This window comes from Neglectibacter timonensis (assembly GCF_900048895.1).
In the GTDB taxonomy this organism is placed as follows: Bacteria; Bacillota; Clostridia; order Oscillospirales; family Acutalibacteraceae; genus Acutalibacter; species Acutalibacter timonensis.
Map to the genome: position 1 here is coordinate 690,231 of NZ_LT160640.1, position 24,323 is coordinate 714,553.

22 protein-coding genes and 1 tRNA gene are annotated in these 24,323 nt (G+C 46.2%); 3 read left to right on the forward strand and 20 right to left on the reverse strand.

Annotation, left to right across the window (positions count from 1 at the left end):
- Positions 1-35 precede the first annotated feature (35 nt).
- From BN3911_RS12145 to prmA, 3 genes are read right to left on the reverse strand one after another with little or no spacing between them, the layout of a single operon-like run.
- Positions 36-521 carry an HD domain-containing protein gene (locus tag BN3911_RS12145; RefSeq protein ID WP_066866052.1) on the reverse strand — a complete coding sequence of 162 codons (486 nt, stop codon included), beginning with the start codon at positions 519-521 and terminating at the stop codon, positions 36-38.
- Between the two features lie 9 nt (positions 522-530).
- A complete protein-coding gene (locus BN3911_RS12150) occupies positions 531-1,589 on the reverse strand; it encodes a GNAT family N-acetyltransferase (protein ID WP_066866054.1) in 1,059 nt (352 codons plus the stop codon).
- Positions 1,590-1,607: 18 nt separating this feature from the next.
- Entirely contained in the window at positions 1,608-2,549 is a 942-nt protein-coding gene (prmA, locus tag BN3911_RS12155) for a 50S ribosomal protein L11 methyltransferase (protein WP_242871125.1), read from the reverse strand.
- Between the two features lie 105 nt (positions 2,550-2,654).
- Here prmA and BN3911_RS12160 point away from each other — a divergent pair, with 105 nt between their 5' ends.
- Positions 2,655-4,160: an oligosaccharide flippase family protein gene (locus BN3911_RS12160; protein ID WP_066866056.1), complete on the forward strand. Its 1,506-nt coding sequence runs from the start codon at positions 2,655-2,657 to the stop codon at positions 4,158-4,160.
- A gap of 48 nt (positions 4,161-4,208) precedes the next feature.
- On the opposite strand, the gene BN3911_RS12165 is transcribed toward BN3911_RS12160, so the two are convergent.
- The 13 genes from BN3911_RS12165 to BN3911_RS12225 all read right to left on the reverse strand — a co-directional run bounded on the left by BN3911_RS12165 (position 4,209) and on the right by BN3911_RS12225 (position 18,001).
- Positions 4,209-5,597, reverse strand: coding sequence for a TrkH family potassium uptake protein (locus BN3911_RS12165; protein WP_066866058.1), 1,389 nt, complete (start codon positions 5,595-5,597; stop codon positions 4,209-4,211).
- A gap of 37 nt (positions 5,598-5,634) precedes the next feature.
- Positions 5,635-6,171 carry a QueT transporter family protein gene (locus BN3911_RS12170; RefSeq protein ID WP_066866060.1) on the reverse strand — a complete coding sequence of 179 codons (537 nt, stop codon included), beginning with the start codon at positions 6,169-6,171 and terminating at the stop codon, positions 5,635-5,637.
- A 129-nt stretch (positions 6,172-6,300) separates the two neighbouring features.
- Entirely contained in the window at positions 6,301-7,026 is a 726-nt protein-coding gene (locus BN3911_RS12175; RefSeq protein WP_066866062.1) for an HAD family hydrolase, read from the reverse strand.
- Between the two features lie 103 nt (positions 7,027-7,129).
- A complete protein-coding gene (gene nspC / locus BN3911_RS12180) occupies positions 7,130-8,341 on the reverse strand; it encodes a carboxynorspermidine decarboxylase (protein ID WP_066866064.1) in 1,212 nt (403 codons plus the stop codon).
- Entirely contained in the window at positions 8,341-9,600 is a 1,260-nt protein-coding gene (locus tag BN3911_RS12185) for a saccharopine dehydrogenase family protein (RefSeq protein ID WP_066866066.1), read from the reverse strand. The genes nspC and BN3911_RS12185 overlap by 1 nt, the downstream gene beginning before the upstream one ends.
- Positions 9,601-9,615: 15 nt before the next feature.
- Positions 9,616-10,482: an agmatinase gene (gene speB, locus BN3911_RS12190; RefSeq protein WP_066866068.1), complete on the reverse strand. Its 867-nt coding sequence runs from the start codon at positions 10,480-10,482 to the stop codon at positions 9,616-9,618.
- A gap of 3 nt (positions 10,483-10,485) precedes the next feature.
- Positions 10,486-11,340 (reverse strand): polyamine aminopropyltransferase, encoded by an 855-nt coding sequence (gene speE / locus BN3911_RS12195; RefSeq protein ID WP_066867852.1) that lies wholly within the window; start codon positions 11,338-11,340, stop codon positions 10,486-10,488.
- A gap of 14 nt (positions 11,341-11,354) precedes the next feature.
- Entirely contained in the window at positions 11,355-12,809 is a 1,455-nt protein-coding gene (locus tag BN3911_RS12200; RefSeq protein WP_066866070.1) for an aminotransferase class I/II-fold pyridoxal phosphate-dependent enzyme, read from the reverse strand.
- A 500-nt stretch (positions 12,810-13,309) separates the two neighbouring features.
- Positions 13,310-13,813, reverse strand: a complete 504-nt coding sequence (locus BN3911_RS12205; RefSeq protein WP_066866072.1) for a zinc ribbon domain-containing protein — start codon at positions 13,811-13,813, stop codon at positions 13,310-13,312.
- Positions 13,814-14,302: 489 nt separating this feature from the next.
- Positions 14,303-14,851: an LCP family protein gene (locus BN3911_RS12210; RefSeq protein WP_066866074.1), complete on the reverse strand. Its 549-nt coding sequence runs from the start codon at positions 14,849-14,851 to the stop codon at positions 14,303-14,305.
- A 211-nt stretch (positions 14,852-15,062) separates the two neighbouring features.
- Positions 15,063-15,629: a GNAT family N-acetyltransferase gene (locus BN3911_RS12215; protein WP_066866075.1), complete on the reverse strand. Its 567-nt coding sequence runs from the start codon at positions 15,627-15,629 to the stop codon at positions 15,063-15,065.
- A 99-nt stretch (positions 15,630-15,728) separates the two neighbouring features.
- Positions 15,729-15,812: transfer RNA gene (locus BN3911_RS12220), tRNA-Leu, on the reverse strand.
- Between the two features lie 104 nt (positions 15,813-15,916).
- Positions 15,917-18,001: a PTS sugar transporter subunit IIC/EAL domain-containing protein gene (locus BN3911_RS12225; protein ID WP_066866077.1), complete on the reverse strand. Its 2,085-nt coding sequence runs from the start codon at positions 17,999-18,001 to the stop codon at positions 15,917-15,919.
- A gap of 383 nt (positions 18,002-18,384) precedes the next feature.
- Between BN3911_RS12225 and BN3911_RS12230 the strand changes: the two genes are divergently transcribed.
- Positions 18,385-18,801 carry a flavodoxin family protein gene (locus tag BN3911_RS12230; protein WP_066866079.1) on the forward strand — a complete coding sequence of 139 codons (417 nt, stop codon included), beginning with the start codon at positions 18,385-18,387 and terminating at the stop codon, positions 18,799-18,801.
- Positions 18,802-19,096: 295 nt separating this feature from the next.
- On the opposite strand, the gene BN3911_RS12235 is transcribed toward BN3911_RS12230, so the two are convergent.
- Entirely contained in the window at positions 19,097-20,653 is a 1,557-nt protein-coding gene (locus tag BN3911_RS12235; protein ID WP_066866081.1) for a carboxylesterase/lipase family protein, read from the reverse strand.
- A 257-nt stretch (positions 20,654-20,910) separates the two neighbouring features.
- Between BN3911_RS12235 and BN3911_RS12240 the strand changes: the two genes are divergently transcribed.
- Positions 20,911-21,126, forward strand: coding sequence for a zinc ribbon domain-containing protein (locus BN3911_RS12240; protein ID WP_066866083.1), 216 nt, complete (start codon positions 20,911-20,913; stop codon positions 21,124-21,126).
- Positions 21,127-21,281: 155 nt separating this feature from the next.
- Here the strand turns inward: BN3911_RS12240 and hisF are convergent, their stop codons facing one another.
- The 3 genes from hisF to glpK form a co-directional block, all read right to left on the reverse strand.
- Positions 21,282-22,040: an imidazole glycerol phosphate synthase subunit HisF gene (hisF, locus tag BN3911_RS12245; protein WP_066866085.1), complete on the reverse strand. Its 759-nt coding sequence runs from the start codon at positions 22,038-22,040 to the stop codon at positions 21,282-21,284.
- A 5-nt stretch (positions 22,041-22,045) separates the two neighbouring features.
- The gene (gene hisH, locus BN3911_RS12250) at positions 22,046-22,666 is read right to left on the reverse strand and encodes an imidazole glycerol phosphate synthase subunit HisH (RefSeq protein WP_066866087.1); all 621 of its coding nucleotides are present in this window, start codon (positions 22,664-22,666) and stop codon (positions 22,046-22,048) included.
- A gap of 137 nt (positions 22,667-22,803) precedes the next feature.
- On the reverse strand, positions 22,804-24,300 hold the full coding sequence (glpK, locus tag BN3911_RS12255; protein ID WP_066866089.1) for a glycerol kinase GlpK: 1,497 nt from the start codon (positions 24,298-24,300) through the stop codon (positions 22,804-22,806).
- Between the last annotated feature and the right edge of the window lie 23 nt (positions 24,301-24,323).

The following is a 24,323-nucleotide window of genomic DNA, read 5'->3' on the forward strand; positions in this document are numbered from 1 at the left end:
GGCTTCTCTTATTTTGTTCAAGTTCCAGCCAGGACTCAAAGATACAGCGTGTCAAGCAACCTTGTTCCAGTAGCGGTTCGGAAAATTCGCTGTCTGACCTCTCTGATTCCAGAAGCATCCATATTTCCCTCAAAAATATTCACTAGAAAATCCGCCTCTACCAAAGCCTGATAATCCTGTCCATCGATATCTTGATAGGTATGATGATGTCCTACCAAAAAGCAGACACGTTTGATCAACTCATCAGGATATCCCAGGTTTTCCAACATGACACGTGCGGCTTCCGGCCCTTCCTTTTCCTGATATTCTCCTGCGGAACTGCCGTACTTTTCCAAGCTGGGCTTAATTCCAATGTCGTGTACCAAAGCAGCGGTTTCCAAAATATCCTGTAATTCGGAAGGAAATTGCTCTCCTTCTCCTATGGCTTTTGCAAAAGCATAGACTTTCAAAAAGTGATTTATCCGTGAAACAGAGCCCTTTTCATACCGGCTCATTTCCAAAGTAAGTTCGCTTTGCTTCATAAATCTCTCCTACAGGGAAATCCAGTACCGTCGGTTCAGAGCACCTTCCCCATCCGGCATTTTATTATCCAAAATGCCTCCGCAAGCTTCAATAGTGGCAGCCGAGGCAAGGTTTGTATCCAGACAGGTGATCAAAACTCTCTCCAACCCCATCTTCTTTGCTTCTTCCAGCCCTAGAGCCAGCATGTATGGCGCCCATCCCTTTCCGCGGCAGGAAGGACGAATTCCATATCCAATATGTCCTCCGGTTTTCAGAAGCGCATCATTCAGCATATGACGTATCGAAAGGGCGCCGGCAAGCCTTTGCATGCTATCCAAAAACAGATAAGTGGTCTCGGTGACCAGAGGAGCTGGCACATGAATCCTATGGGCTATACTGCGTTCCAGCCATGCTTCAACTCCCATATCCTCCAAATGATCCAATGCCCCGGGAATCATCTTTTCCTCACTCCACTCTCTCGCATAAGAGAGTAGCTGACCTTCCGGCATTTTCTCCGGAAGAACAAGTGAAAAGCCGGCCTGTTTTGCTCGCATCAGATAGTATTCTGCGGCCGTCATGGAATAACAGCAATCGTCTCTCAGAGAATCGTCATAGATAACAGAACCGCAGCGAAGCGTCCCTTCATAGCGAAAACCGCATTTTTCAATAACTCGGCAGGAGCGGGAATTGTTCGGGTAGTGGTAGATCGTGAGCAGTTTAAGTTTCTTCCCGGTAAAGGCATAATCCATTACCGCAGACACAGCCTCCGGCATAAATCCTTTTCCCCAGAATTCCCGAGACAGAGCATACCCCATCATTTTACAGTCAGGCACATCTGAACGGCGTCTGTCATTATGAAGGCCAAGACTTCCAATAACCCGCTTGCTCCCCTTTTCTTCCAGAGCCCATATCTCTTCTTCTCCTGCTATCCAGGCTTCCAAAATCCCACGGGACTCTTCCATGGATTCATGAGGCTTCCATCCCGCATTGGGCCCTACTTCAGGATCGCGGCAATATGTATAGAAATCGGTCAAGTCCTCCATTTTCCATGGACGAAGGAGCAATCGCTCCGTTTCCAAAACTTTCAAAATCTTCCTCTCCTCTTTTCAGCAGTCTGTTTTGAGTTTCAGTGCCATAGCCACCCAGCCCTTTTCTTCGCGGCGTTCTACCACCTGGAATTGCTCCTGCAGAACATCCAATACATCCTGCTCTCTGGTATCAATAATACCGCTGACTATAAATACTGAGTTTTCATACATAAACCAGGGAGCATCCTGACTCAGCAGAATGACGATATCCGCAACAATATTTGCTGCCACCACATGGTATTTCCCCGTAACTTTCTCCGTCAAATCTCCGCAGATTCCTGTAAAACGATCCGCCACCTGATTGCTTGCTGCATTTTCTTCCGCCGTCTTTACTGCCAATGGGTCAATGTCTACTCCAACTGCGCTTTCTGCACCCAAAAGCAGTGCGGCCACAGACAGAATGCCGCTTCCACAGCCCATATCGAGAAAGCAGTCTCCTGCGCTTATGTATTTTTCAAGTAGTTCCAGGCAAAGCCGAGTGGTTTCATGTGTTCCTGTACCAAACGCTATGCCGGGCTCCAAATTTAGGACAACTCTGCCCTGCGGGTCTACCTCTTCCTCCCAAAGCGGACGTATTAAAAGCTTCTCTCCAACCGGGATGGGCTTAAAATATTTTTTCCAGTTGTTCATCCAATCCTCCTGCGCACAGGAAGAACAGGTGATCTCAAAGGGAATCTGTTCCGCACAGAAACGTTCCCGAAGATAGGAAATCGCCTCGTTTGGATTATCCTCAGGGCTGATATAAACATGGATCCATGCTTTGGATCGATCTTTTCCCAAAAGCTCTTCGTCTATCAAATCGATATGAGCGATTTCCGTGGCTTCTTCTTCTAAATTTGAGTAATCTTCAATATAAATACCATAAGGTACAACCATGTTGGCAATATTTCCTGCTTTTTCCACCATTTGTGCCGGAACTTCAACTTTTATCTCTGTCCAATTCATTTCCAACTCTTTCATCTCTTTCCTGCCGCACGGCAAAGCATAGTCCGCTCTGTGTATTATCGGCTATTATACCTTATTTTTCTTCGGTTTTCAAGCAAAGTGAAAGAAAGGGCCCGCTTCATGACGAAACAAAAATTTTTGCTCCAAGGCGCAATTCTAACGGCAGTATCTCTCTTTCTGCGTATTACTAATATGGGATACCGCTCTTACCTCTCCCAAAAGATAGGTTCTGAAGGAATGGGGCTCTATCAACTAATTTTTTCGGTCTTTATGCTGACGGTCACACTGTCTACTTCCGGCATCAGCCTTGCGGTCACCAGAATGGTCTCTGCCGCCATCGCTGCAGGCCGCAGAGAGAGTATCCGTTCTACGGTGGCGCGCTGTTTTGGTTTCTGTCTTACAATCAGCCTCTGTATTGCGGCAGTCCTGTTTTTTCTCGCCGGCCCTGCTGCTACAGTATTCCTCGACAATCCTGACGCAGCGCCCTGTCTGCGGATTTTGGGATTAGGTTTGCCGTTCATGTCTCTCTGTACCTGCATGAAAGGCTATTTTCTTGCTGTGGATGAATCCCTTTCCACAGCTGCCTCCGATACGCTGGAACAGATCCTGACAATTCTGGCTACTGTATACCTCTTCTGGCATTTTTCTCCTCAGGGAATAGAAGCGGCCTGCTTGGCGGCTATGGCAGCCTCCACTTTGGGAGAGATGACTTCCTTTCTCTGCAGTTGGACCGCGTACCGGCACAGCCTCCACAAAAACACACCAAAGGAGAAGGTCAAAAGCAAGGGTGTACTGAAAGGGCTTTCTCACATTGCGCTTCCCTGTACGCTCAGCTCGGCGGCCAGGAGCCTTCTCAATACCAGTGAAAACCTGTTGATTCCAAAGGAACTTCAGAAATTCGGACTAAACTATTCCGCATCACTCTCCCAGTATGGACTCCTGCAAGGTATGGCAATGCCGATGCTCTATTTTCCCTCCTCCTTTCTCACCTCTTTTGCTTCACTGCTGATTCCCAAAATAGCCAAAGAGCGGGAACTACACCATGGAAAAGCTGTGGCGCATATCACAGGGAAAGCCGTCAGTTACGCCATTGCTTTCGGTTTGTTTTTCTCCGCTGTTTTTGTAGTCTTCGGGCAAAGTTGGGGAAACGCCTTTTACCATAGTGAAAGCGCCGGAGAATACCTGCGCGTTCTGGCCCCCATAGTACCGTTGATCTACTTGGACGTAGTGGTAGACAGTCTTCTCAAAGGGTTGGATGAGCAATTCAATTCCATGAAATACAATTTTTCCGACTCTCTGATCCGGGTATTGCTTGTACTTTGTCTGCTGCGTTTTTTCGGAATGGAAAGCTACATCTGCATCCTGTTTTTCAGTACAATCTTTAACGCCGCATTAAGCCTGCACCGGTTATTAAAGGTTACAAAAGTCCGTCTTTCTCTGCTTAAAAACGTACTGCTCCCTTTGCTCTGCGCTGTGCTCTCTGTAGCAATCACAAATTTTCTGCTGTCTGGTTTTTCCCTGCAAAACGCTTTTCTTCAGCTGGCGCTGCAGACGATCTTTTCCGGTGCGATTTTCACTTTCGGTTTCTTTACCGTCTGTCAGCCTGAATCCCGGTCAAAAAACTAGGCTGTGCTTCTTTCAAAGCACAGCCTAAAAGCTGAATCCAATGATTCTTTATCCAATAATCATCCGGCCTTCCGGAAGAATAGAATCTCCGCCTCTTTTGTGCCGCATCATAATAGATAATCCAAATGAAATTGGCCCCACACGCCCAACAAACATGGTGAAGCACAATAACAATTTGGAAATCCAGTCTAGCTGTGGCGTTACATTGGCAGAGAGGCCGACCGTACCAAATGCCGACACCGCTTCAAAGACGGCATCCAGCATGGAAACATCCGGATTAAGCGCCGCGATAATCCCAGCATCTACAAAAATCAAAACGATAGCCAAGCTTACCACAGTAAGCGATTTATAGACCAGGCCTGTAGCAAACCGATGTTTCAGAATAACGGACTCTTCTCTGCCCCGAATTGTGGAGATTACGGTAATCAACAGCACTACAAAAGTAGTCACTTTGATGCCGCCCGCAGTAGATCCTGGACATCCTCCAATAAACATCAGCACAATTGAGATTATCTTTGTAAACTCATTCTCTTCTGCTATGTTGACTGAGGCAAACCCGGCAGTCCGGGTATTCGTTGACTGGAAGAATGCCGCATTCAGCTTTTCAAAAAAATTCAAATCCTTCATGGAGTTGTCGAATTCCAAAACCAAGAAGGCTAAAGTGCCAATAATCAGCAAAACGGCAGTAACTCGAAGACAGATCTGTGAATGGAAATTGAGCTTCCCAGCATCTTTATGGTGAAAGCGCGGCCGGATTTTACTCTCGTAGATGTCCTGCACCACAACAAATCCCAAACCACCGATTATGATAAGAGCCGATATTGTCAGACAGACCAAAGGATCCCCTGCAAAAGCTGAGATACTGGAATTTCCTGAGACAAATCCCAGAATATCAAAACCTGCGTTACAATATGCAGAAACGGCAACGAAGATCGCTGGCCATATCCCGTCCGTCCCATAAAGCGGGACAAAACGAAGCATCAGGATTGCTGCGCCTACCGCTTCACAGGCAAAGGTAAAGCCAAGTACCAAACGCAGTAAAAATGCCATATTCAGCATATTTCCGCCGGAACTTTCGCTGACTATCAGGATTTCACGGATGCCCAGCTTTCTGCGTACCAGCAAGGTAAAACCTATTGCAAAGGTCGCAAGTCCGAGCCCGCCCAATTGTATCAGACAAAGAATAACGCCTTGTCCAAATATGGACCAATGGTGAAATGTGTCAGCTACGGCCAAGCCTGTTACACAGGTTGCAGAAGTCGCCGTAAAAAAAGAATCAAGCAGCGATACCGATTCTTCCTTGTGTGAAACGGGCAGTGCCAAAAGTAACGTGCCAACGATAATCAGCAGAAAAAAGCTGACTACGATCAGCCGTACAGGCGGGGTACTTTTCATCCGATCATTCAATTTCTGCTTTATTTCATCAAAATCAGGCATAATAGCTCCGGAATGTCCCGCCTCCGGGACAAATTAATTACGCAAATATTTTTTGGGAAGCCCCCGTTTTTTCCAACGCCAGAATAAGAGGCAGCCCCAGCGCATAACAAACCACCAATTCCCCAAGACCAACAGAAAGCGCTCCCGCTCCAAACGCCGCCCAGGAAAAATGAGAAAATGAAAATACGCCCGCCTCAGACAAGCAGGCAACTTCCAAACCAACCAGCATAGCATTTGCCAAAACAGGAGGTAAGGGTGCCAGAACAGACACGCCCTTTATCCGCAGCTTTCCCGCAGCTTGGGTACCAAAGGCGGCCAATAATGTTGCAGCCGTACCAAACACCCAGTCCACTATGCCCAACGGGCTTGCCAAATTTGACAGGAAGCAGCCCAAAGCAAGACCCGGAATAGCTGCCGGAGTGAACACCGGCAATACGGTCAAAGCTTCTGAAAAACGAAATTGTACCGGACCATAAGCCAGATTCATAGCCGCCGCCAGATAGGTCAGGACAGCATAAAGCGCCGCTATCACAGCGCCCTGCGCCAGAAAGCGGACTTTTGAGACAGTTCTCATATTTAGTTTTCCCCCTAGTATTTTTTAAGGTCAGGATTTCGCGACTGACCGCGGCAAATAACCGCATGAGTAAGGATACTCTTTTTTTGCAGAAATTGCAAGTCAAATAGCAGAAGACATCCACATGCATTAAAGTATTCCTATTAGGTCAGTGAGGGCATGTATAGTGTATTCTGGCACATCAATATACTTCGGAACCGTAAAGAAACGATTTGGCGGAAACCATGCTACAGACATATTGGCAGAGTGGGCACAGAGCACGTCGAAAGGATGATCACCTATGTAAATACTGTTTTTACAGGGGACTTTTAGTTTTTTACAAGCTAATTCCATGATTTTGGGATCTGGCTTATACAGATTAACTTCTTCTGAAAGGACAATGCAGTCAAAATATCTATCAATTCCAAAATCAATCAGTGGCTGTCGTATTTTTGTTTGGTTATTGCTGACAATTCCCAGAATTAAGTCCTTACGCTTTAAGTATTCCAAGACAGCAATGGCATTTGGAATGAGCGTATAACTACCACCATAATTACGAGATAGAATGGTAATCATTTCTGAGTTGTCCAACTCAGTAGGCAAATTTGCAGGAAGAAAACTCAGGTAGACCGAAAGTACATTCCGGAAATATTCTTCATCATTCATGCGCTGACCAGTTTCGTTTTCTTTTTTTAGCTGCTGCCCTTGCCACAATTCGCTGGCCGCATAAGCTTTCTCAATCGTTTCAACACATAATTTGGGGTAATACTGATGCGCAAACTCAAACACCTTTTCCACGATGGTAGGTTTCTTTTGAAGCAATGTATTATCTAAATCGAAAAGGACACATTTAAATGTCACAGCTATTTCCTCCATACAAATCAATTACCTTTAGGCGGTATATCCTGTCATAAGCTCTTATATTTGTGAATTTTTTGTATTCCACATAGAGGTACGAGTTCTAAATTTCGACCTCTGTTCAACCACCTAACCGTGATTTGAAATCTGAATACTCAAATTTTTTCAAACATTGCAAATCGTTGTCGGCGCGCATGGCAAATATACTGGGCAAGGGCATCCCATTAAAGGTATTGTTCTTACAAGTGGTATAAATAGCCATATCGCCAAACAGCAGCAGGTCCCCTTCCTGCAGAGGAACCCGGAAACTGTATTCCCCAATAATATCGCCCGAAAGACAGGTAGGCCCACCTAAATGAAATGGATAAGGCAGCTCATTTGCCGCGCCCGCGCCATACAGTGGCGGCTGGTAAGGCATTTCTATTACATCAGGCATATGGCAGGCTGCACTGGCGTCTAAGACGGCAATTCGGGTCTGACCGTTTTGGACGATATCTAATACCCGGGTTGCCAGGTATCCTGCATTCAGCGCACATGCCTCACCCGGCTCTAAATATATCTGCACACCCCACTTTTCCTTAGTTGCACAGATACACTGTTCCAATTTGGGGACATCATAGCCAGGACGGGTTATGTGATGCCCACCACCCAAATTCAGCCACTTCATTCTAGGCAGGATGTCTCCAAAAAGATTTTCCACTGCCTTCAGGGTAAGCTCCAGTGCATCAGCATCCTGTTCACACAATGTGTGAAAGTGAATCCCGTCAAGCATCTCTACTAACCGGGGAGTCATTTGACCATCCCACTGGGCACGAGTAGTCCCCAACCGACTGCCTGGAGCACAGGGATCATAGATGTCATGCCCCTCCTGGGTAGAACATTCCGGATTGATTCGCAGCCCAATACTTTTACCTGCATTTTTTGCCAGCCAACCAAATCTTTCCAACTGCCGCGGAGAATTAAACACGATATGGTCCGCGTAACACAGCAGTTCGGAAAACTCGTCCTCCCGATATGCTCCGCAGAACACATGTACCTCTTTTCCCGGCATTTCCTCAGCTCCCAAACGGGCTTCATATAGACCGCTGGCCTCCGTCCCGGCCAGATAAGGAGATAAAGACGGATATAAATTGTAATTAGAAAACGCCTTTTGTGCCAGCAGTATTTTACAGCCGGTACGTTGCGCTACTTTGGCCAATATTTGACCGTTTTTTTGCAGAGCAGATTCGTCCAGGATATAGCAGGGGGTGGGCAGGGTATGAAACAGTTCTTTAGGAGAGCGCCCTTTTAACCCAGAAAAAGGCGGGCGGGTATCTTTGTTAAAAATCCCCATTACTTCACCAATACCGGATCCCAGCTTTCCTTTCTTGGCAAACCGTACTGGTCTAAAGCCTTGAGAAATGGATCCGGATCGAATTCTTCCACAGTATAAACGCCCGGTTGACTCCATTGGCCGGTCAGCAGCATCAAGGCGCCACACATTGCCGGAACACCAGTTGTATAACTGACCGCCTGACTTCCAACCTCATGAAAACATGTCTGATGGTCACAGACATTATAAATATAGTAAGTCTTATCCTTCCCGTCTTTTTTTCCGGTAAAAATACAGCCGATATTTGTTTTCCCTTTCGTGCGGGGGCCTAAGCTTGCCGGATCAGGCAATAAGGCTTTTAAAAATTTAATAGGAACGATCTGTTGCCCCTCAAATTCGACCGGAACAGTAGAAAGCATGCCGACATCTTCTAAACAGCGCATATGCTCCAGATAACTCTGTCCAAAGGTCATAAAAAAGCGGATCCGCTTTACTTCCGGAATGTTCAGTGCCAAACTTTCAATTTCTTCATGATGAAGCAGGTACATGTCTTTATGCCCCACCTGGTCGAAATCATATTCCCTTTTGATACTCATGGCAGGAATTTCTATCCAGCGGCCATTTTCCCAATAACTTCCAGGGGCGGAAACTTCCCGTAAATTGACTTCTGGATTAAAATTTGTCGCAAACGCATAGCCATGATCTCCGCCATTACAGTCGAGGATGTCGATGGTTTCAATCGAATCGAATTCATGTTTTTTAGCATAGGCGCAATATGCCTGTGTGACGCCGGGATCAAAACCACAGCCCAGCAGTGCGGTCAAACCGGCTTTTTTAAACTTTTGGCGGTATGCCCATTGCCAGCTGTAGTCAAAATACGCCGAGAATCCGGCGTCTCGACAGCGTTTTTCATAAATAGCACGCCATTCTGGGTCAGCAGTATCTTCCGGTTCATAATTTGCAGTATCCATATAGTTGACGCCGCAGGCAAGGCAGGCGTCCATAATCGTCAGATCTTGGTACGGAAGCGCTATATTCATCACCAAATCAGGCTGATAGCTGCGGATCAGATCGATTACTTGCTGGACGTCATCTGCATCCACTTGTGCTGTGGTGAGCTTGGTCTCGGTTTTGGGCGCCAGCTCCGCCGCAAGTTTATCACACTTGGATTTTGTGCGGCTGGCAATACACAGTTCTGAAAACACTTCGCTTATCTGGCAGCATTTATGAATGGCGACAGAAGCAACGCCGCCGCAGCCAATTATAAGGACTTTACTCATAACCCAAATTCTCCTTCATTTGTTTTTTGTATCAAGCGCAATCAAAAATTCCCGAAGCACCTTGCAGGCAGCCGCGGTAGAGATACCGCTGTGATCCAGGGTGGAAGCCAATTCATTAAGATCAGCTCCAATGACATTGGCGGTGCAAACTGCACGCAACGCTTCGAGAAGCTGTAGGAAGCTGACGCCACCGGCTTCCGGTGTGCCGGTTCCCGGAAAGATAGACGGATCCAGGCAGTCCAGATCTATTGTAAAATAGATTGGGACATTTTGCTTTTTCAACATAGACAGGGTGTGCCCTAATCCTTCGAAGTCAAACGGATGAAAATCTGTGTGTTCTTTGGCAAATTGGAACTCTTCCCGTTCTCCGCTGCGAATCGCAAACTGATGGATGCGTCCGTCGCCAAGCAGATCCCAACAGCGCCGTATTACACAGGCATGACTAAGTTTTGCGTCCAAATACTGGTCGCGTAAATCCGCGTGGGCATCAAAATGAATGATATGCAGATCTGCATATTTCTTTGCGGCCGCACGCACCGCTCCCAAAGTAACCAGGTGTTCCCCGCCCAGCAGCAGGGGGATTTTCTCATCTTGTAAAATCACCGCTGCACGGGTTTCAATATCATACAGCGCTCGCTCCGGGCTGCCAAAAGACAGCTCCAGATCGCCGCTATCGAAAACAGCGCATTGAGTAAGGTCCGCATCTTGGTATGGGCTGTAAGTTTCCAGTCCAAAACTTTCATGCCGCATAGCAGAAGGTCCAAAACGGGCGCCGGGCCGGAAACTGGTAGTAGAGTCGAATGGTGCGCCGTAAAGTACAATCCGTGAATCCGGATACTTGGCTTCACAGCCAATAAAAGTTTCGATATTGGGGGCTAACATTATTTATCTCTCCACTTCTTGCAGCATTTCTTCCAAAAATGCAGGGAGCCAGAAAGCCCCTACATGCAGTTTGGTCGTATAATACCGGGTGTGCAGATTCAAAGTGTTCCATGCTTCACTGTTTAAATCGTCAATAGGGTGGTATTTTTTGCTGGCAAAGCCAAACAGCCAGTATCCTGCCGCATAGGTAGGAATATGTGCCTGATAGACTTTGCTGATCGGGAAGGTGCTGACAATTCGCATATGACTGCGTTGCATGGCATTGGCATCCTCCGCATAAAAAGGGCTTCCCTGCTGATTGACCATGATGCCGTCATTCCTTAAGGCATTATAGCAGTTCCCATAAAACTCCCGTGTAAACAGGCCTTCAGAAGGGCCAAAAGGGTCTGTTGAGTCCACGATAATCAAGTCATAGTTATCTTCACACCTGCGGATAAACTTCAACGCGTTTTCGAAATAGATATGTACCCGGCGGTCGTCCATCCTGCAGGCGTTGCTGGGAAGGTAAGTGCGGCAGGCTTCAACCACTTGAGGGTCCATTTCTACCAGGTCAATCCTTTCTACCCGGTCATATCTGGTTAATTCCCGCACTACGCCACCATCCCCCGCACCGATTACCAGTACATCTTTAATGCCGGGATGTACCGCCATTGGCACATGGGTAATCATTTCGTCATAAATAAATTCATCCCGCTCTGTCAGCATCACATTGCCGTCAAGCGTTAAAACACGTCCAAATTCCGGCGTTTCAAAGATATCGATTCTCTGATAATCGCTCTGTTTTGAATACAAATGCCGATTGACCCGGATGCTGTGTTTTACATCCGGTGTGTGAAATTCGCTAAACCACATTTCCACCATATTGCCACCTTTCATGCCAGCACATTAAGCCGCTTTATTTCCGGATCTTCCGGGCCGGTCATGCTGCACCCTTTTTCCTTTGCATATTGAATATGTTCCAAGATTTCGGCTGTGATGCGTTCTCCAGGAGCCAGTATGGGGATGCCGGGGGGATAACACATTACAAATTCACTACAAACGCGGCCCCTGCTCATTTCCAGCGGCAAACTGATCTTTTCCGCATAAAAGGCTTCCTGCGGGCTGGTGACCACTTCCGGCTCAATATATTCCTGGCTTAACAGCCCTGTGCCGTCTTTTTGATAGCGGCGGCGAATCTCGGCCAATGCACTGACCAGACGTTCCAGTTCCTGCGGCCGGTCCCCCATAGACAGATAGGCTAAAATATTCCCGATATCCCCAAATTCTATTTGAATATCATACTCGTCCCGCAAGATGTCATAAACTTCAATTCCCGCTAATCCAATATCTAAAGTATGGACGCTCAATTTAGTAGTGTCAAAATCAAATACTGAATTCCCATTCATCAGTTCTCTGCCAAAAGCATAATAGCCGCCTACAGCATTGATCTCTTGGCGAGCGTATTCGGCCATATCTGCAACTTGATGAAATACTTCCCGGCCCCGCAGGGCCAGATTACGGCGGCTGATATCTAGACTGGACATCAAAAGATAGCTTCCGGAAGTAGTTTGAGTGAGGTTAATGATTTGACGTACATAACCGGTATGGACGTTCGGTCCAACCAACAGCAGACTGGATTGCGTGAGGCTTCCTCCGCTTTTGTGCATGGACACCGCAGCCATGTCGGCCCCTGCCGCCATAGCGGATACAGGAAGGCCGTTTCCGAAATAGAAGTGAGTGCCATGGGCTTCATCAACCAAACAGCGCATACCAGCGTCATGCGCCATTTTTACAATTGCCCGAAGGTCGCTGCAAACACCATAATAGGTAGGATTATTCACTAAAACAGCTACAGCACTGGGATGATCTGAAATCGCTTTTGCCACCTGTTCTCGCTGCATTCCCAAAGAAATCCCCAGGCGCTGATCCACCTCTGGGTTTACATATACTGGTATCGCCCCGCATAAAACCAATGCGTTGATCACGCTTTTGTGAACATTTCTGGGTAAAATAATTTCTTCGCCGCGCTTGCAGGCGGTCAATACCATGCTCTGTACTGAACTGGTGGTACCGCCTACCATTAAAAAAGCGTGAGCCGCGCCAAAAGCATCAGCCGCAAGTTTTTCCGCTTTCTGGATCACTGAAACGGGATGGCAAAGGTTGTCCAGCGGTTTCATGCTGTTGACATCCACTCCAACGCATTGTTGCCCTAAAAAGTTCGTAAGTTCCGGATTGCCGCGCCCACGTTTATGCCCTGGCACATCAAAGGGAACAACCCGCATTTTTCGGAAAGTTTCCAAAGCTTCATAAATTGGAGCACGGCTTTGATCCAGTCGAAAGTTACCCATTTTCAATTTCAAATCTTCCCCCCGTCAACTACTTGGATAACAAAAAACGCAAGTTGCACTTTTATGCACAACTTGCGTTCACCCGAAAAAGCCATTTCTTCCTATTTCCCTACTTACCTATAATAACAGCAAAAGGGAAAATATGAATTAATTTCAGATAGACGGATTGATCAGAGTCTATATAGCAATATTACTTTTACTACTCTTATTGACCGTTTCACAAGTCTGTGCACACAAGCACATTTCGGTTATGAAGTAACCAACTTATAAAATTTGAGCTTCGAACTCAATCAATAAGGCAACGCAAAGGCCGCCAATCGGCAGTGGACCCGGCTGTCCGTATGGCCTTAACTCCAAATCAGAGTGGTCCCGATATTATTGCTTTGAAAAGACTCTAATAATTACCCTTTCAAAATTAACTAAACTTTAGCGTACTTGAAGCATTTTGTCAAGTATGAACAAGTAACATTTTTGCAAAATTGTTGGTTACTAATATATCCTCACTTTGGTGAGATGTCGGTTTGGTTTTCTTCTTCACCCTCCTTTGTCTGCCAACGCTTTAACGTTGGTAAAAATTTTTGCAGTTCAGCTCTTGCCTCTTGCTCTGTGAAATGCAAGCCATTTTCTCGATTCCAATCGTCTAAATCCTGCAAGTTATGTTCAATCAATTCCTCGACTGTAATTTCTTGCACAAATTGTCCTTGTTGGTAGCAAAAGGCACAGTATTCTTCTGATTTGCACCCATCGCTCTCCGTCCCTTTGTCACTATTTTTGATTAAGAGCATTCCGCAACTCTGGCACTGCCTTATGAAGCGACCCAGAAGAAAATCCACCGACACATCAAAAGTATCAGCAATGAGCTTCAATGTATCAATATTTGGTACAGTGTCCCCGTTTTCCCAACGGGAAACAGCCTGCCGTGTGACCGATAGCTTTTCTGCAAATTCATTTTGAGATAAGTTCAGATATTTTCGCAATTCTAAAATCGTGTTTTTCGTTTCCATTGATATAAACCTCCGTATCCATTATAGGCTTTCACATAGGGATGCACAAGCAACTTGACGTTGCTCCCCTATCTATGAGTAAAGGCTGCAATGTTTCTTTTATGATAAAACGCAAAAAGCAAATTACTTTTGTTGCCATTGATTTCTATTAAAAAAATTGTAAAGGCGTGATAAAAAAAATCGGTTTTGTTTCTTTGAATGGGGACTTGAACCCACGCAACCCGCAAAAGATTGGTAGCAAACCAAAGCCATTGTGAGCACGCTTGTAAGCGAACAGGCGAGGTGAGCATGACCTTTTGCGGAGAGGAGGAATGGCGGAGTGGTATGAGAAAAGCCCAGCCAAATGGCTGGGCTTTTTGAATGGAATGCGGTCCATTCCGACGTGTAATGATGAGACAAAAAAGATCGCCTGCCGTTTTTTCATGGCAATTTGAACTCTCACACAGGCAGCTCCGTTTAACATTTATCAGCCGTCTGAATACTTTGGGGTTACAGTTTAACCACGCTTATACCAGCGTAATTGATACCGTCCGCATTATAATATTCGATTTCATATGTGTCGCTGAAATCAGGCGTCAAGGCGAATCCTCTTTCCTCGTTGCAAAACAGTTTTTCACACAAACCGAAAAGCGGAGCCATGTGCCATTGAGGGTTATCTTCCCCGGTGATTTTCTTTACTAGCTTCCATGTTGCTTCTGTTGATTTCACTTTTATCATATGGCATGCGGGAGATTCAAGAACCGTAATCCCTTCGGGTTGATTTCTTTCCGATGTTTCCTGACAATGCATGAGGGAACGACGCGCATTATGTCCGTGATTGCACTCCTTATAATTTATACTAAGGCAAAGCATAGAATCTGGTGTCAAACTATTTTTTATATTTTTATGACCAGCCTGGAAAAGTTGATATGTATCCACGCTCGATTCTACATCCTCATTATCGGCATCTGCCTTATAACCTGCATACAAAGTCGCGGGCTTTTGGATAATTTGAAATTCGATTCCTTCAATAACTATTTTTTCTATGAGCTGTTCCATTCTATCAAGCTCCTTAACAATTTGGAATTTATGTATATTCTACAATAAACGCCAAAAAAGTCAATCGCTTTGCAACAATCGACTTCTTTCGACTTTGTGTTATAGCGACAAAATAGATGCCAGCGCGGGTACCAGGCTTGAACAATAAAAAAATGCTGTGCGCGACTTGCTCACCGCAGGTGTCTAAGGGTGAGCAAAAGGATCGCCTTGCCTAATTGCAGGAGAGACACGAACTATCACAATCGTATTCGTAGTCCAGAATACTCATAATTATATCCGAATAGTATTTGCCTTCAATAAATGCACTTTCCCGCAAAATTCCATCTTTTTTGAACCCGCATTTTTCATAACAACGAATAGCTCTATGGTTGTATTCTAAAACCTTCAGGTCAATTCGATGCCACTTCTTTATTTTAAAACCATATTCTAACAGGAGTCTGGTAACTTCTGTTCCAATACCTTTCGAGTGTTTCTGAACATCAAAAATGCCTATCCTGTATGTGGCAGAATTATCTTCTTCTGAAATGTGATGAAATCCTGCTGTACCGATGCAATGGCCGTTTAAGTCTATAATCCAGGAATAATCCGCAGTTTTGGCGCTGTTATACCAATTAACCCACGTGTCACGGTTCGGATATTCCGGTTCGGTTAGTGTTTCTCCTCCGCACATGTGTATAAATTCATGGTGCCTTCCAAGCACCAGCCTATCATCTACATCTTTTTCTTGTATTTTTCTTAGAGTAATTTGTTTCCCCTGAATTGTCGGTACTGTTTCCATAATATAATATCACCCCAACGTTATATGGTTTATTTTATCACACAGCTATAAAAAATAAAAGAAGTCAATCACTTTATAGCGATCGACTTCTTTCGACATTGGTGCGGGCGACAGGACTTGAACCTGCACGGGAGTACCACCAGAACCTAAATCTGGCGCGTCTGCCAATTCCGCCACGCCCGCAAAGGATTTGAATTCTCTAAGGAAAATCAAATGCCTATTTATTATAATGGATCAGTACTAAAACTGCAAGAGGAAATTGCCGCAAAAGCGATTGGTTTTCCTTTTCACCTGTCAGTGAAAAGATTTTCTTTTACCCCTTGAAGGAAGTCCTCCAAAGGTACCGCCGGACTATATAAAAAACCTTGAAAAACCCCGCACCCCAACTCCAGCAGGATATCCCTGGTCTTTTTGTTCTCCACATACTCTGCAACAATCTGGAAGCCGAGATTGCGGCCTAAAGCAGCCATAGAACCCACAATTTCCCGGGAACGGTCATTTTCTTCCACTTGGCGCACCAAGCTGCCATCCAACTTTACATATTGAAAATGATTGCTTCGCAAATAATTCAGCGAAGTTTGGCCCATGCTGAAATCATCAATAGCCAGCTGAATCCCGTGTCTGCCCAAAAATTCAATATTGGACGTAATGTAAGGGAGATGAATCAAAGAGGTTTCCTCCGTTACTTCCAAAACCAAATGTTGAGACACCTCCTCTTTTTCCGCTAAAGCGGCAACACGCTCCATCAATCCCCTGTCATTCAGCTGTTCCGCAACAATATTTACCGAGATTCGAAAGTCATCTCCCAAATTCGGCCGCATAGTTTGAATATCCTTACACACTGTACGGAGTACCGACCAGGTGAGCTCTTCGTAACATCCGTCTTCCTGGGCCAATTCTACAACTAAGGGCGGATAAAGCAGCTTCTCACCAAATCTCCACCTCAGCAAAGCTTCCGCGCCAATTACTCTCCCCTGTACATCCACCTGCGGCTGATAATATACCGGAACATTCCCTGCAGTCACATCCGTATGCAGTGTTCCTGTCAGGCTCTTCGCTATTACGCCCAAACTGTCGTACCGTTCCAGATAACGCTGCTGTTTCCCCTCCTGTTCCTGCATCCGAAAATGTTCCGTCAGCTTTCCGAGTAAATAGTTTTCTCTTCCTTCCTGGAGCCGTTCAGAAAGCCGGACAAACGGAATATAGAGCATTGTTCCCAAAACCACCGAGATCAGCTGTACAACAACGCCTTTCCAAGACCCTGTAGCCAAATATCCGCTAAAAAAAACCGGAGTTGTCCAATTAACAGTTTGCTGGACAATTGGCATCCATCCAATTGCCACAGCGCCATATGCGACAAGCATAGAAACAATGGGGGTCAGGATAAAAGGAATTACAAGGATAGGATTCAACACAATGGGTAACCCGAACACCAAAATCTCATTGATGTTGAAAAGGGCAAGCGGAAATGCCGAATAAGCTAACTGGCGGTTGTTTTTCTGTCTGGACGCAAATAATAAAGCAAGCAGAAGACACAGGGTGGCGCCGCTTCCGCCAATCACAGCAAAATTATCCAAAAATGATTTTGTTATGACGCCTCCAGTTTCTCCTCCGCTGAATACGGTCTGCGCAACCGGATCCAGCGCGTTCCCGCCATGAATTCCAAAAGCCCAGAGGAAATCCAATAAGAACAGAAATACGATTCCATTCCCAGGTTCATACTGCAGTCCTCCAAAAGCACGGAACAGGATTCCGCTGATGAGATCGTTCAAATTTCCCACATGAAAAAATGTCTGCAGCAAAAAATTTCCCAGCGCAAACACCATGACGCAGATTGCCACAGGGAGTATGGCCGACATGGAACTGCGAAAATGAATATCATTTCCGGCTGCATAGGAACGATAGCGTTTGTAAATACGCAGATCCAGCAGAAAGAATAGTTTCGTCGCCAGAATGGAGCACAGCATGGCGGTAAAAACCCCAGTCGTTCCAAAGCAGGACAACGCCAAAGAGCCGCTCTCGCCACCGAAGGACGCGATGAAGCTGGCAGACGCCGCCACCATCGCCATAATCCGCAAGGTTAGATTCTGGCTGGCCATAGGCGCTGAGTAGAAATAGCTGATTGCCAAGACCAAATATAACGATAAAAAACCATTTGTAGAATCAACTATGAATTGCAGGAGGGATTGCAGAAAGCCGCCGCCAAAAACTGCAAGGAAATCTTGATAGGCCGATACCGGAAAATTGAGCAGAAGCAATGCAAATGAGCCGGTCAATACGATAGGGATCACCAGAAGAAATCCCTTTTTGACTGCACTGAGTACCGGGCTGTTTTCTATTGAATACAGTATTTTGCGGATGTGCACAGACACAAAAGACCACCTTCCCGAACCCAATGTTTTCTGTATGAAAGTTATGAATGAGATATATTAACTCTTTACAGCATGTATTATTTATTATATCACATCAAAATCATGGATGGAATGGCCGAAGCGTAATTGCAAAAAATATTTTCTTAAGTTTCTTCATGAGATAAATCAACTAAGCATTCGTGGTAACCAGCTTCTGTGTCCCCTTCCGGATTCACTTTGCATTTTATAAGAAATCTGTTATAATATTTTTAAAATGTCATTTGAACTATCAAACAACTGTGAAACTGCTATATAGGAGTCGAATGCAGTCCTTTTACTATAGCTGCAAGGACATAGTGTTCTCCCTAACCCCGGACAGAAAAACCAGAAAGGATTGTCTTCACATGAAAACAGCTATCATCTATTACTCTTATACGGGAAAGACAAAAGCCATCTCTGAAAAGAAGGCCAGAAAAGAAAAGGCTGATCTGATTGAGATGAAAGACCTTAAGCATCGTTCTGTTTTTTCCGCGTATGTCTTCGGTTCTCTCGCTTCTATGATGAAGAAAAAAGCCAAAGTACAGCCAATATCCTGCGACCTTTCTACTTATGACCGGATTATCATCGCCGTCCCGCTATGGGCAGGTTCTCCTGCCTCCCCTTTTCACAACATTGTCAAGATGCTTCCGGCAGGAAAACCTGTTGAAGTAATCATCACCTCAGGCAGCGGAGATTCTAGCGGCTGCAAGGAAAAAGTGAAGGAGTGTATTGCCGCTCAGGGCGCTCGGATGACAAAATATCTTGATGTGAAAACCTCCTGAAATAAATTGACTCCATCCTGTTCATACTAAGTACAGGGTGATGAAAATGCCATACCGAGACCTTTTTGATTTAATCGACCATAATAAGCCCTCCAGAGAGTATTTTTTCTCTCTTCCCTCTCGTACTCAGATGCATTTAAGACGTCACGACAGTCTGGTAACCGATCCCCACGAATTATTTCAATATGCCGATTTCTTCTCCAAGCTGCCGCCTTCCCGGGAAGAAGCAAAAAGACGTCCTATCAGCTGAAACATAGCTGATAGGACGTCTTTTGTTCATTGCCTGCCGAAAAAATCAATGCTGGACAGGTTCATCCGAAGCGGCAAAATTGAATTTAGGAGCGACTTTATCATGCAAAGAGATCAACGCTGCATCAAAGTTATGTTTGACTTCACACTTTTTATCAAAAATCATCACTGCCTCGTCCCCCGGCTTGCATGCAGGCCATTGAGGAAGAGCCGGGCCGCTGGGATCACCGTTGCGGGCAAAATTGATCCACGCGCTGAAGACCTGATCCTCCAAGCGATCAGACACGCCGGGAAGGTTACATACAGGAACCTTATCTGCATTGTGGAATACAAACGGGATCTCGGCGCAATGCCAGGCCACATGCCCGTCGTCATAGGGGAACTCAAAGGTAAAGAGATAAGAAAAAGTAGGAGCTTCCGGATGAGCCGACTTTTTCTCTATAAAGTCTCTGGTCGGAGCCCGGAACATGGAATCCAGGAACAGCAGATCGCTCAAATCCTTTTCCGGATAAGCAGCCGTAAACAGTTGGATCAACTGCTCCGTATGTTCTCCGTATTTTTCTTCAAGCATTTTTTTCTTTTCCGAATCCGGCAGGCTGTATTTTCCCGCAATAGCCGGGCCAAATGCAAACTCTCCAAACACTGTGCCGGCCATTACCGGGATTGTTTTGGCATGCTCGGTAAAGCCCACCTCACGGGGATCTCCCACATAAAACTCATTGGGGATGGGATTTCCACCGATATACTCTCCCTGTTTTGCCAACGCAGGAGATACCTTATTGTATGCCTCCGCTAGTGTGGAATAGGGAATAGTTTCCAGCTTCTCTACCTCATCAGAACCAAATCCTAATTCTTCAAGCAGCGCCTGAACAATTTTGGTTCCATCCTGTTTTTTTCCACTGACAAATCCATCAATCAGGCCACTCTGGATTACACCTTTATGGAAGAGCCCATCCGCGCTGGGTGTCTGCATCAGAGTCCATACCTTCATGCCGCCGCCGGACTGACCAAAGATCGTCACATTTTCAGGATCACCGCCAAACGCGGCTATGTTATCGTGAATCCACCGGAGTGCGGCCACCATATCGGCATTTCCGGCATTCCCAGAATTTGCATATTTTTCACCGAAGGGTGAGAGATCCAAATATCCCAAAATATTGAGCCGGTGATTGAGGGATACGACAACTGCATCGCCGTACTTACTCATATTCTCCCCGTCATATGCCTGCTGCTCGATGGAAGAACCCGCTGCAAAACCGCCGCCATGCAGCCACAGCAACACCGGTTTTTTCGCATCCTGGTCAAGTGTTTGAGTCCACACATTCAAATATTGGCAATTTTCATCCATCGGCCAATACCGGTGCGGCACCATAACCTCTCCGTTGGGCGTATCCTGACTCAGCATCGGAGAGACAAAACCATAGGAAAGCGCGTCCTTCACTCCATCCCAAGGTTCCACCTCCGTCGGCATTTGAAACCGTTTGGCATCCGCATACTTTATGCCATGAAACGTATAAGTGCCATCCAAAATAAAACCGCGAAGCTTCCCCGCCTTGGTTTGTACAATCGGCTCCGTTTTCGAACAGACGAACATTTTTGCCATGATAAAACTCCTCCTTATCTTTTGAACAACCAAATTCATTCAACTTTGCAAGGCCGACTTTCGTTTACAGTCAAAACCTGTATTTTATTTTAACAAAATATTGTGTTACCTGCAACCATTTTCTTGTCAATAAGACGACCTGTTTTATTCAAATTCCGATTTATCCGTACTATTTCAAGCTTGCTTTTACCCTGCTTCTCTGTTATTATCACTACACCGAAAAAAAACAGTTCCCCCAGGAAAGGAAGACATGGTTTATGAATCAAAGAGTACAATACGTTTGTCCCAAATGTGGCTGTCAGCAGTATGAACACGATCAATTCCAGGCCACGGGAGGAAATTTTGCAAAGATATTCGACGTGCAGAACAAAAAATTCGTCACGATTTCTTGCGTAAACTGCGGGTATACGGAGCTTTACAAAGCGCAGAATTCTTCAGGGTGGGATATCCTGGATTTTCTGATCGGCGGATAAGCGCTTCTGTTGAAAGGCGATTGCCTCCGCCTTTTAAAAACAAATGGGAAAAGGCACATGTTCTGAAGCTATCACCGCTTCAGAGCATGTGCCTTTGTTATACAAGTGCTTTCCTGTTCAGTCTGCTACAGTACGCCTGTTCTGCCGCAGCTATTCTACCTTCTGACTGGAATACCACGGCCTGCTAAATATTCTTTTAATTCCGGAATCGTAATTTCCTTGAAATGAAACAGAGAAGCCGCCAGCACCGCATCCGCCTTACCTTCTGTAAAAGCGTCATAAAAATGCTCCATACTGCCGGCACCGCCGGAAGCAATCACGGGAATCGAAACTGCTTCCGAAACCGCCCGGGTCAATTCTAAATCATAACCGTTCTTAACGCCGTCACAATCCATACTGGTCAGCAAAATTTCTCCCGCTCCCAGCTGTTCTGCCTCTCGGGCCCATTCCAGAACATTTTTTCCAGTATCGATGCGTCCGCCGTTCAAATAAAGCGTCCATCCGCCTCCCTCACTGCGCTTAGCGTCCATCGCGACCACTACACACTGGCTGCCGAATTTTTTAGCAGCGTTCGAAATGATGGAAGGATCCTTCAACGCAGCTGAATTCATTGACACCTTATCCGCCCCTGCACGGAGAATTGCCGTAAAATCCTCCACCGTGCGGATTCCACCTCCCACAGTAAAGGGAATAAAAATGCTCTCCGCTACCCGGGAAACAATATCCGTCATAATATTTCTGGCATCCGAAGATGCTGTGATGTCCAGCAGCACCAGTTCGTCCGCTCCCTGCCGGTCATATTCAACCGCGGCTTCCACAGGATCTCCCGCATCCCGCAGTCCGACAAAATTTGTCCCCTTTACTACCCTTCCGTTTTTCAGATCCAGACAGGGGATGATCCGTTTCGCGTACATAACGATTACTTCCCCCCTTTCTCCAAATAACCGGCAAAATTACGCAGAATCTGCAAGCCTATCTCCCCACTCTTTTCCGGATGGAACTGGCAGGCAAATACATTGCCCTTCTGCACGGAAGCATGGATTTCTGCTCCATACTTTGTGGTAGAAGTAATGATATTCTCTTCCGCCTGCAGGTAATAAGAATGCACAAAGTAGACGTAAGGTTCTCCCGTCAATCCCTGAAAGAGTCCGCCGGACTTCTCCAAGTGCAGAGAATTCCAACCAATATGGGGAATTTTCAGACCACTTTCTGCAGGTAGACGCACGATTTTCCCCTTCAGGATTCCAAGACCCGGAATCTCCGGCGACTCTTCACTGTTCTCAAACAGAATCTGCAGCCCTAGGCAAATTCCCAGAAAGGGTTTCCCACTGGCAGAAAATTGGAGAATTGGCTTCTCCAGCCCCCGGCTTCGGAGATTCTCCATGGCGTCCCCAAAAGCTCCGACACCGGGCAAAATTGCCGCATCCGCCGATAAGAGGCATTCCGGATCCGCCGTAATCTCACAGGCGCAGCCAATATGGCGCAGCGCCTTTTCTACACTCTGCAGATTACCTGCTCCATAATCTATGACAGCAATCATTTCGCTTCACCTCTCTACTACAATAAAGCAAGTATATCAGAAAACATACCAAAACACAAGCTTAATTTTAGAACAATACAAAACAGGGAACCGCAGTGTGCAGTCCCCTGTTTTAGACACAATGTCTGCCAAAAATTTCACTTGGCCCACTCCATACTCCTGTTTACCGCTTTGTGCCAACGGGAAATATCCTGTTCTCGGCTACTATCGTCATAATTCGGTGTAAAAGAAGTGTTTTCTCTCCAAATAGAAGAAAGCTCCTCCAGGTTATCCCACACTCCTACGGTAAGCCCTGCCATCATAGCGGATCCCAATGCAGTAGTTTCCAAGCATTGCGGCCGGCATACCCGCGTATTCAGAATGTCAGCCTGATACTGCATCAGGAAACGGCTTCTGGAAGCCCCTCCATCCACACGCAATTCTGAAATACAGATACCGGATTCCTTTTCCATGGTTTTCACCAAATCGAAACTCTCCAAAGCAATACTTTCCAGTACCGCCCGGCAAAGATGGGCGCGTTTTGTGCCACGGGTGACGCCAAGCAGCGCTCCACGGGCATACATATCCCAATAGGGAGCCCCCAGTCCTGTAAAAGCCGGCACAAAAGAGACTCCGCCTGTGTTTTCCACTGTCTCTGCCAGCATATCAGCTTCCTGAGGGGTTTTGATGATTTCCAGTTCATCCCGCAGCCACTGAATGGCAGACCCGGCATTAAAAGCGCTCCCCTCCAACGCATAAGTCACTTCACCGCCAATTTTCCAGGCGATTGTAGTAAGCAAGCCGTTCTGTGACTTCACAGGAGCTTTGCCTGTATTCATCAGAACAAAACAGCCTGTTCCATAGGTATTTTTAGCCATACCTTTCCCAAAACAGCACTGTCCGAACAGCGCTGCATGCTGGTCTCCCGCCATGCCTGCAATGGGTATTTCCTCCCCCAGCACTGAGTCAAGGCACATACCCACAAGCTCTCCCGATTCCACCACTCTGGGCAGAGCACTTCTGGGAATTCCCAGTTCTTTCAGCATAGTATCATCCCAGCAAAGCTTTCGGATATCGAACAGCATCGTGCGGGACGCATTGGAAACGTCCGTCACATAGGAAGCGCCATCAGTCAAGGAGTACACCAGCCAGGTATCGATCGTACCAAACCGCAGACGATCTTTTTTTGCCAATTCCCGTGCAGCCGGGACATGGTCCAAAATCCATTTCATCTTAGTCCCTGAAAAATAGGGATCTATAATCAGGCCTGTAGTATCTTTTATGTAGGATTCCATACCGGAAGCCTTCAGACGTTCACATTCCGGCGCCGTACGCCGGCATTGCCAGACAATGGCATTGCAGACCGGTATCCCGGATACCGCATCCCAGGCAACTGTCGTTTCCCTCTGGTTTGTAATACTAATTGCCGCGATATCTGATGCGGTAATGCCGGCCTCCTGTACTGCCTGGCGCATAGCATACAAAGTCGTTTGCAGAATTTCCACAGCATCATGCTCCACGTAACCCGGCTGTGGGTAAATTTGTTTAAACTCTTTCTGCCCCATCCCCGCCACGCCGCCGAAGGCATCAAACAAAACGGCACGGGAACTGGTGGTCCCCTGATCCAGAGACAGAATATACTTTCCTATCAACATATCAATTCCTCCAGACGCTTCTT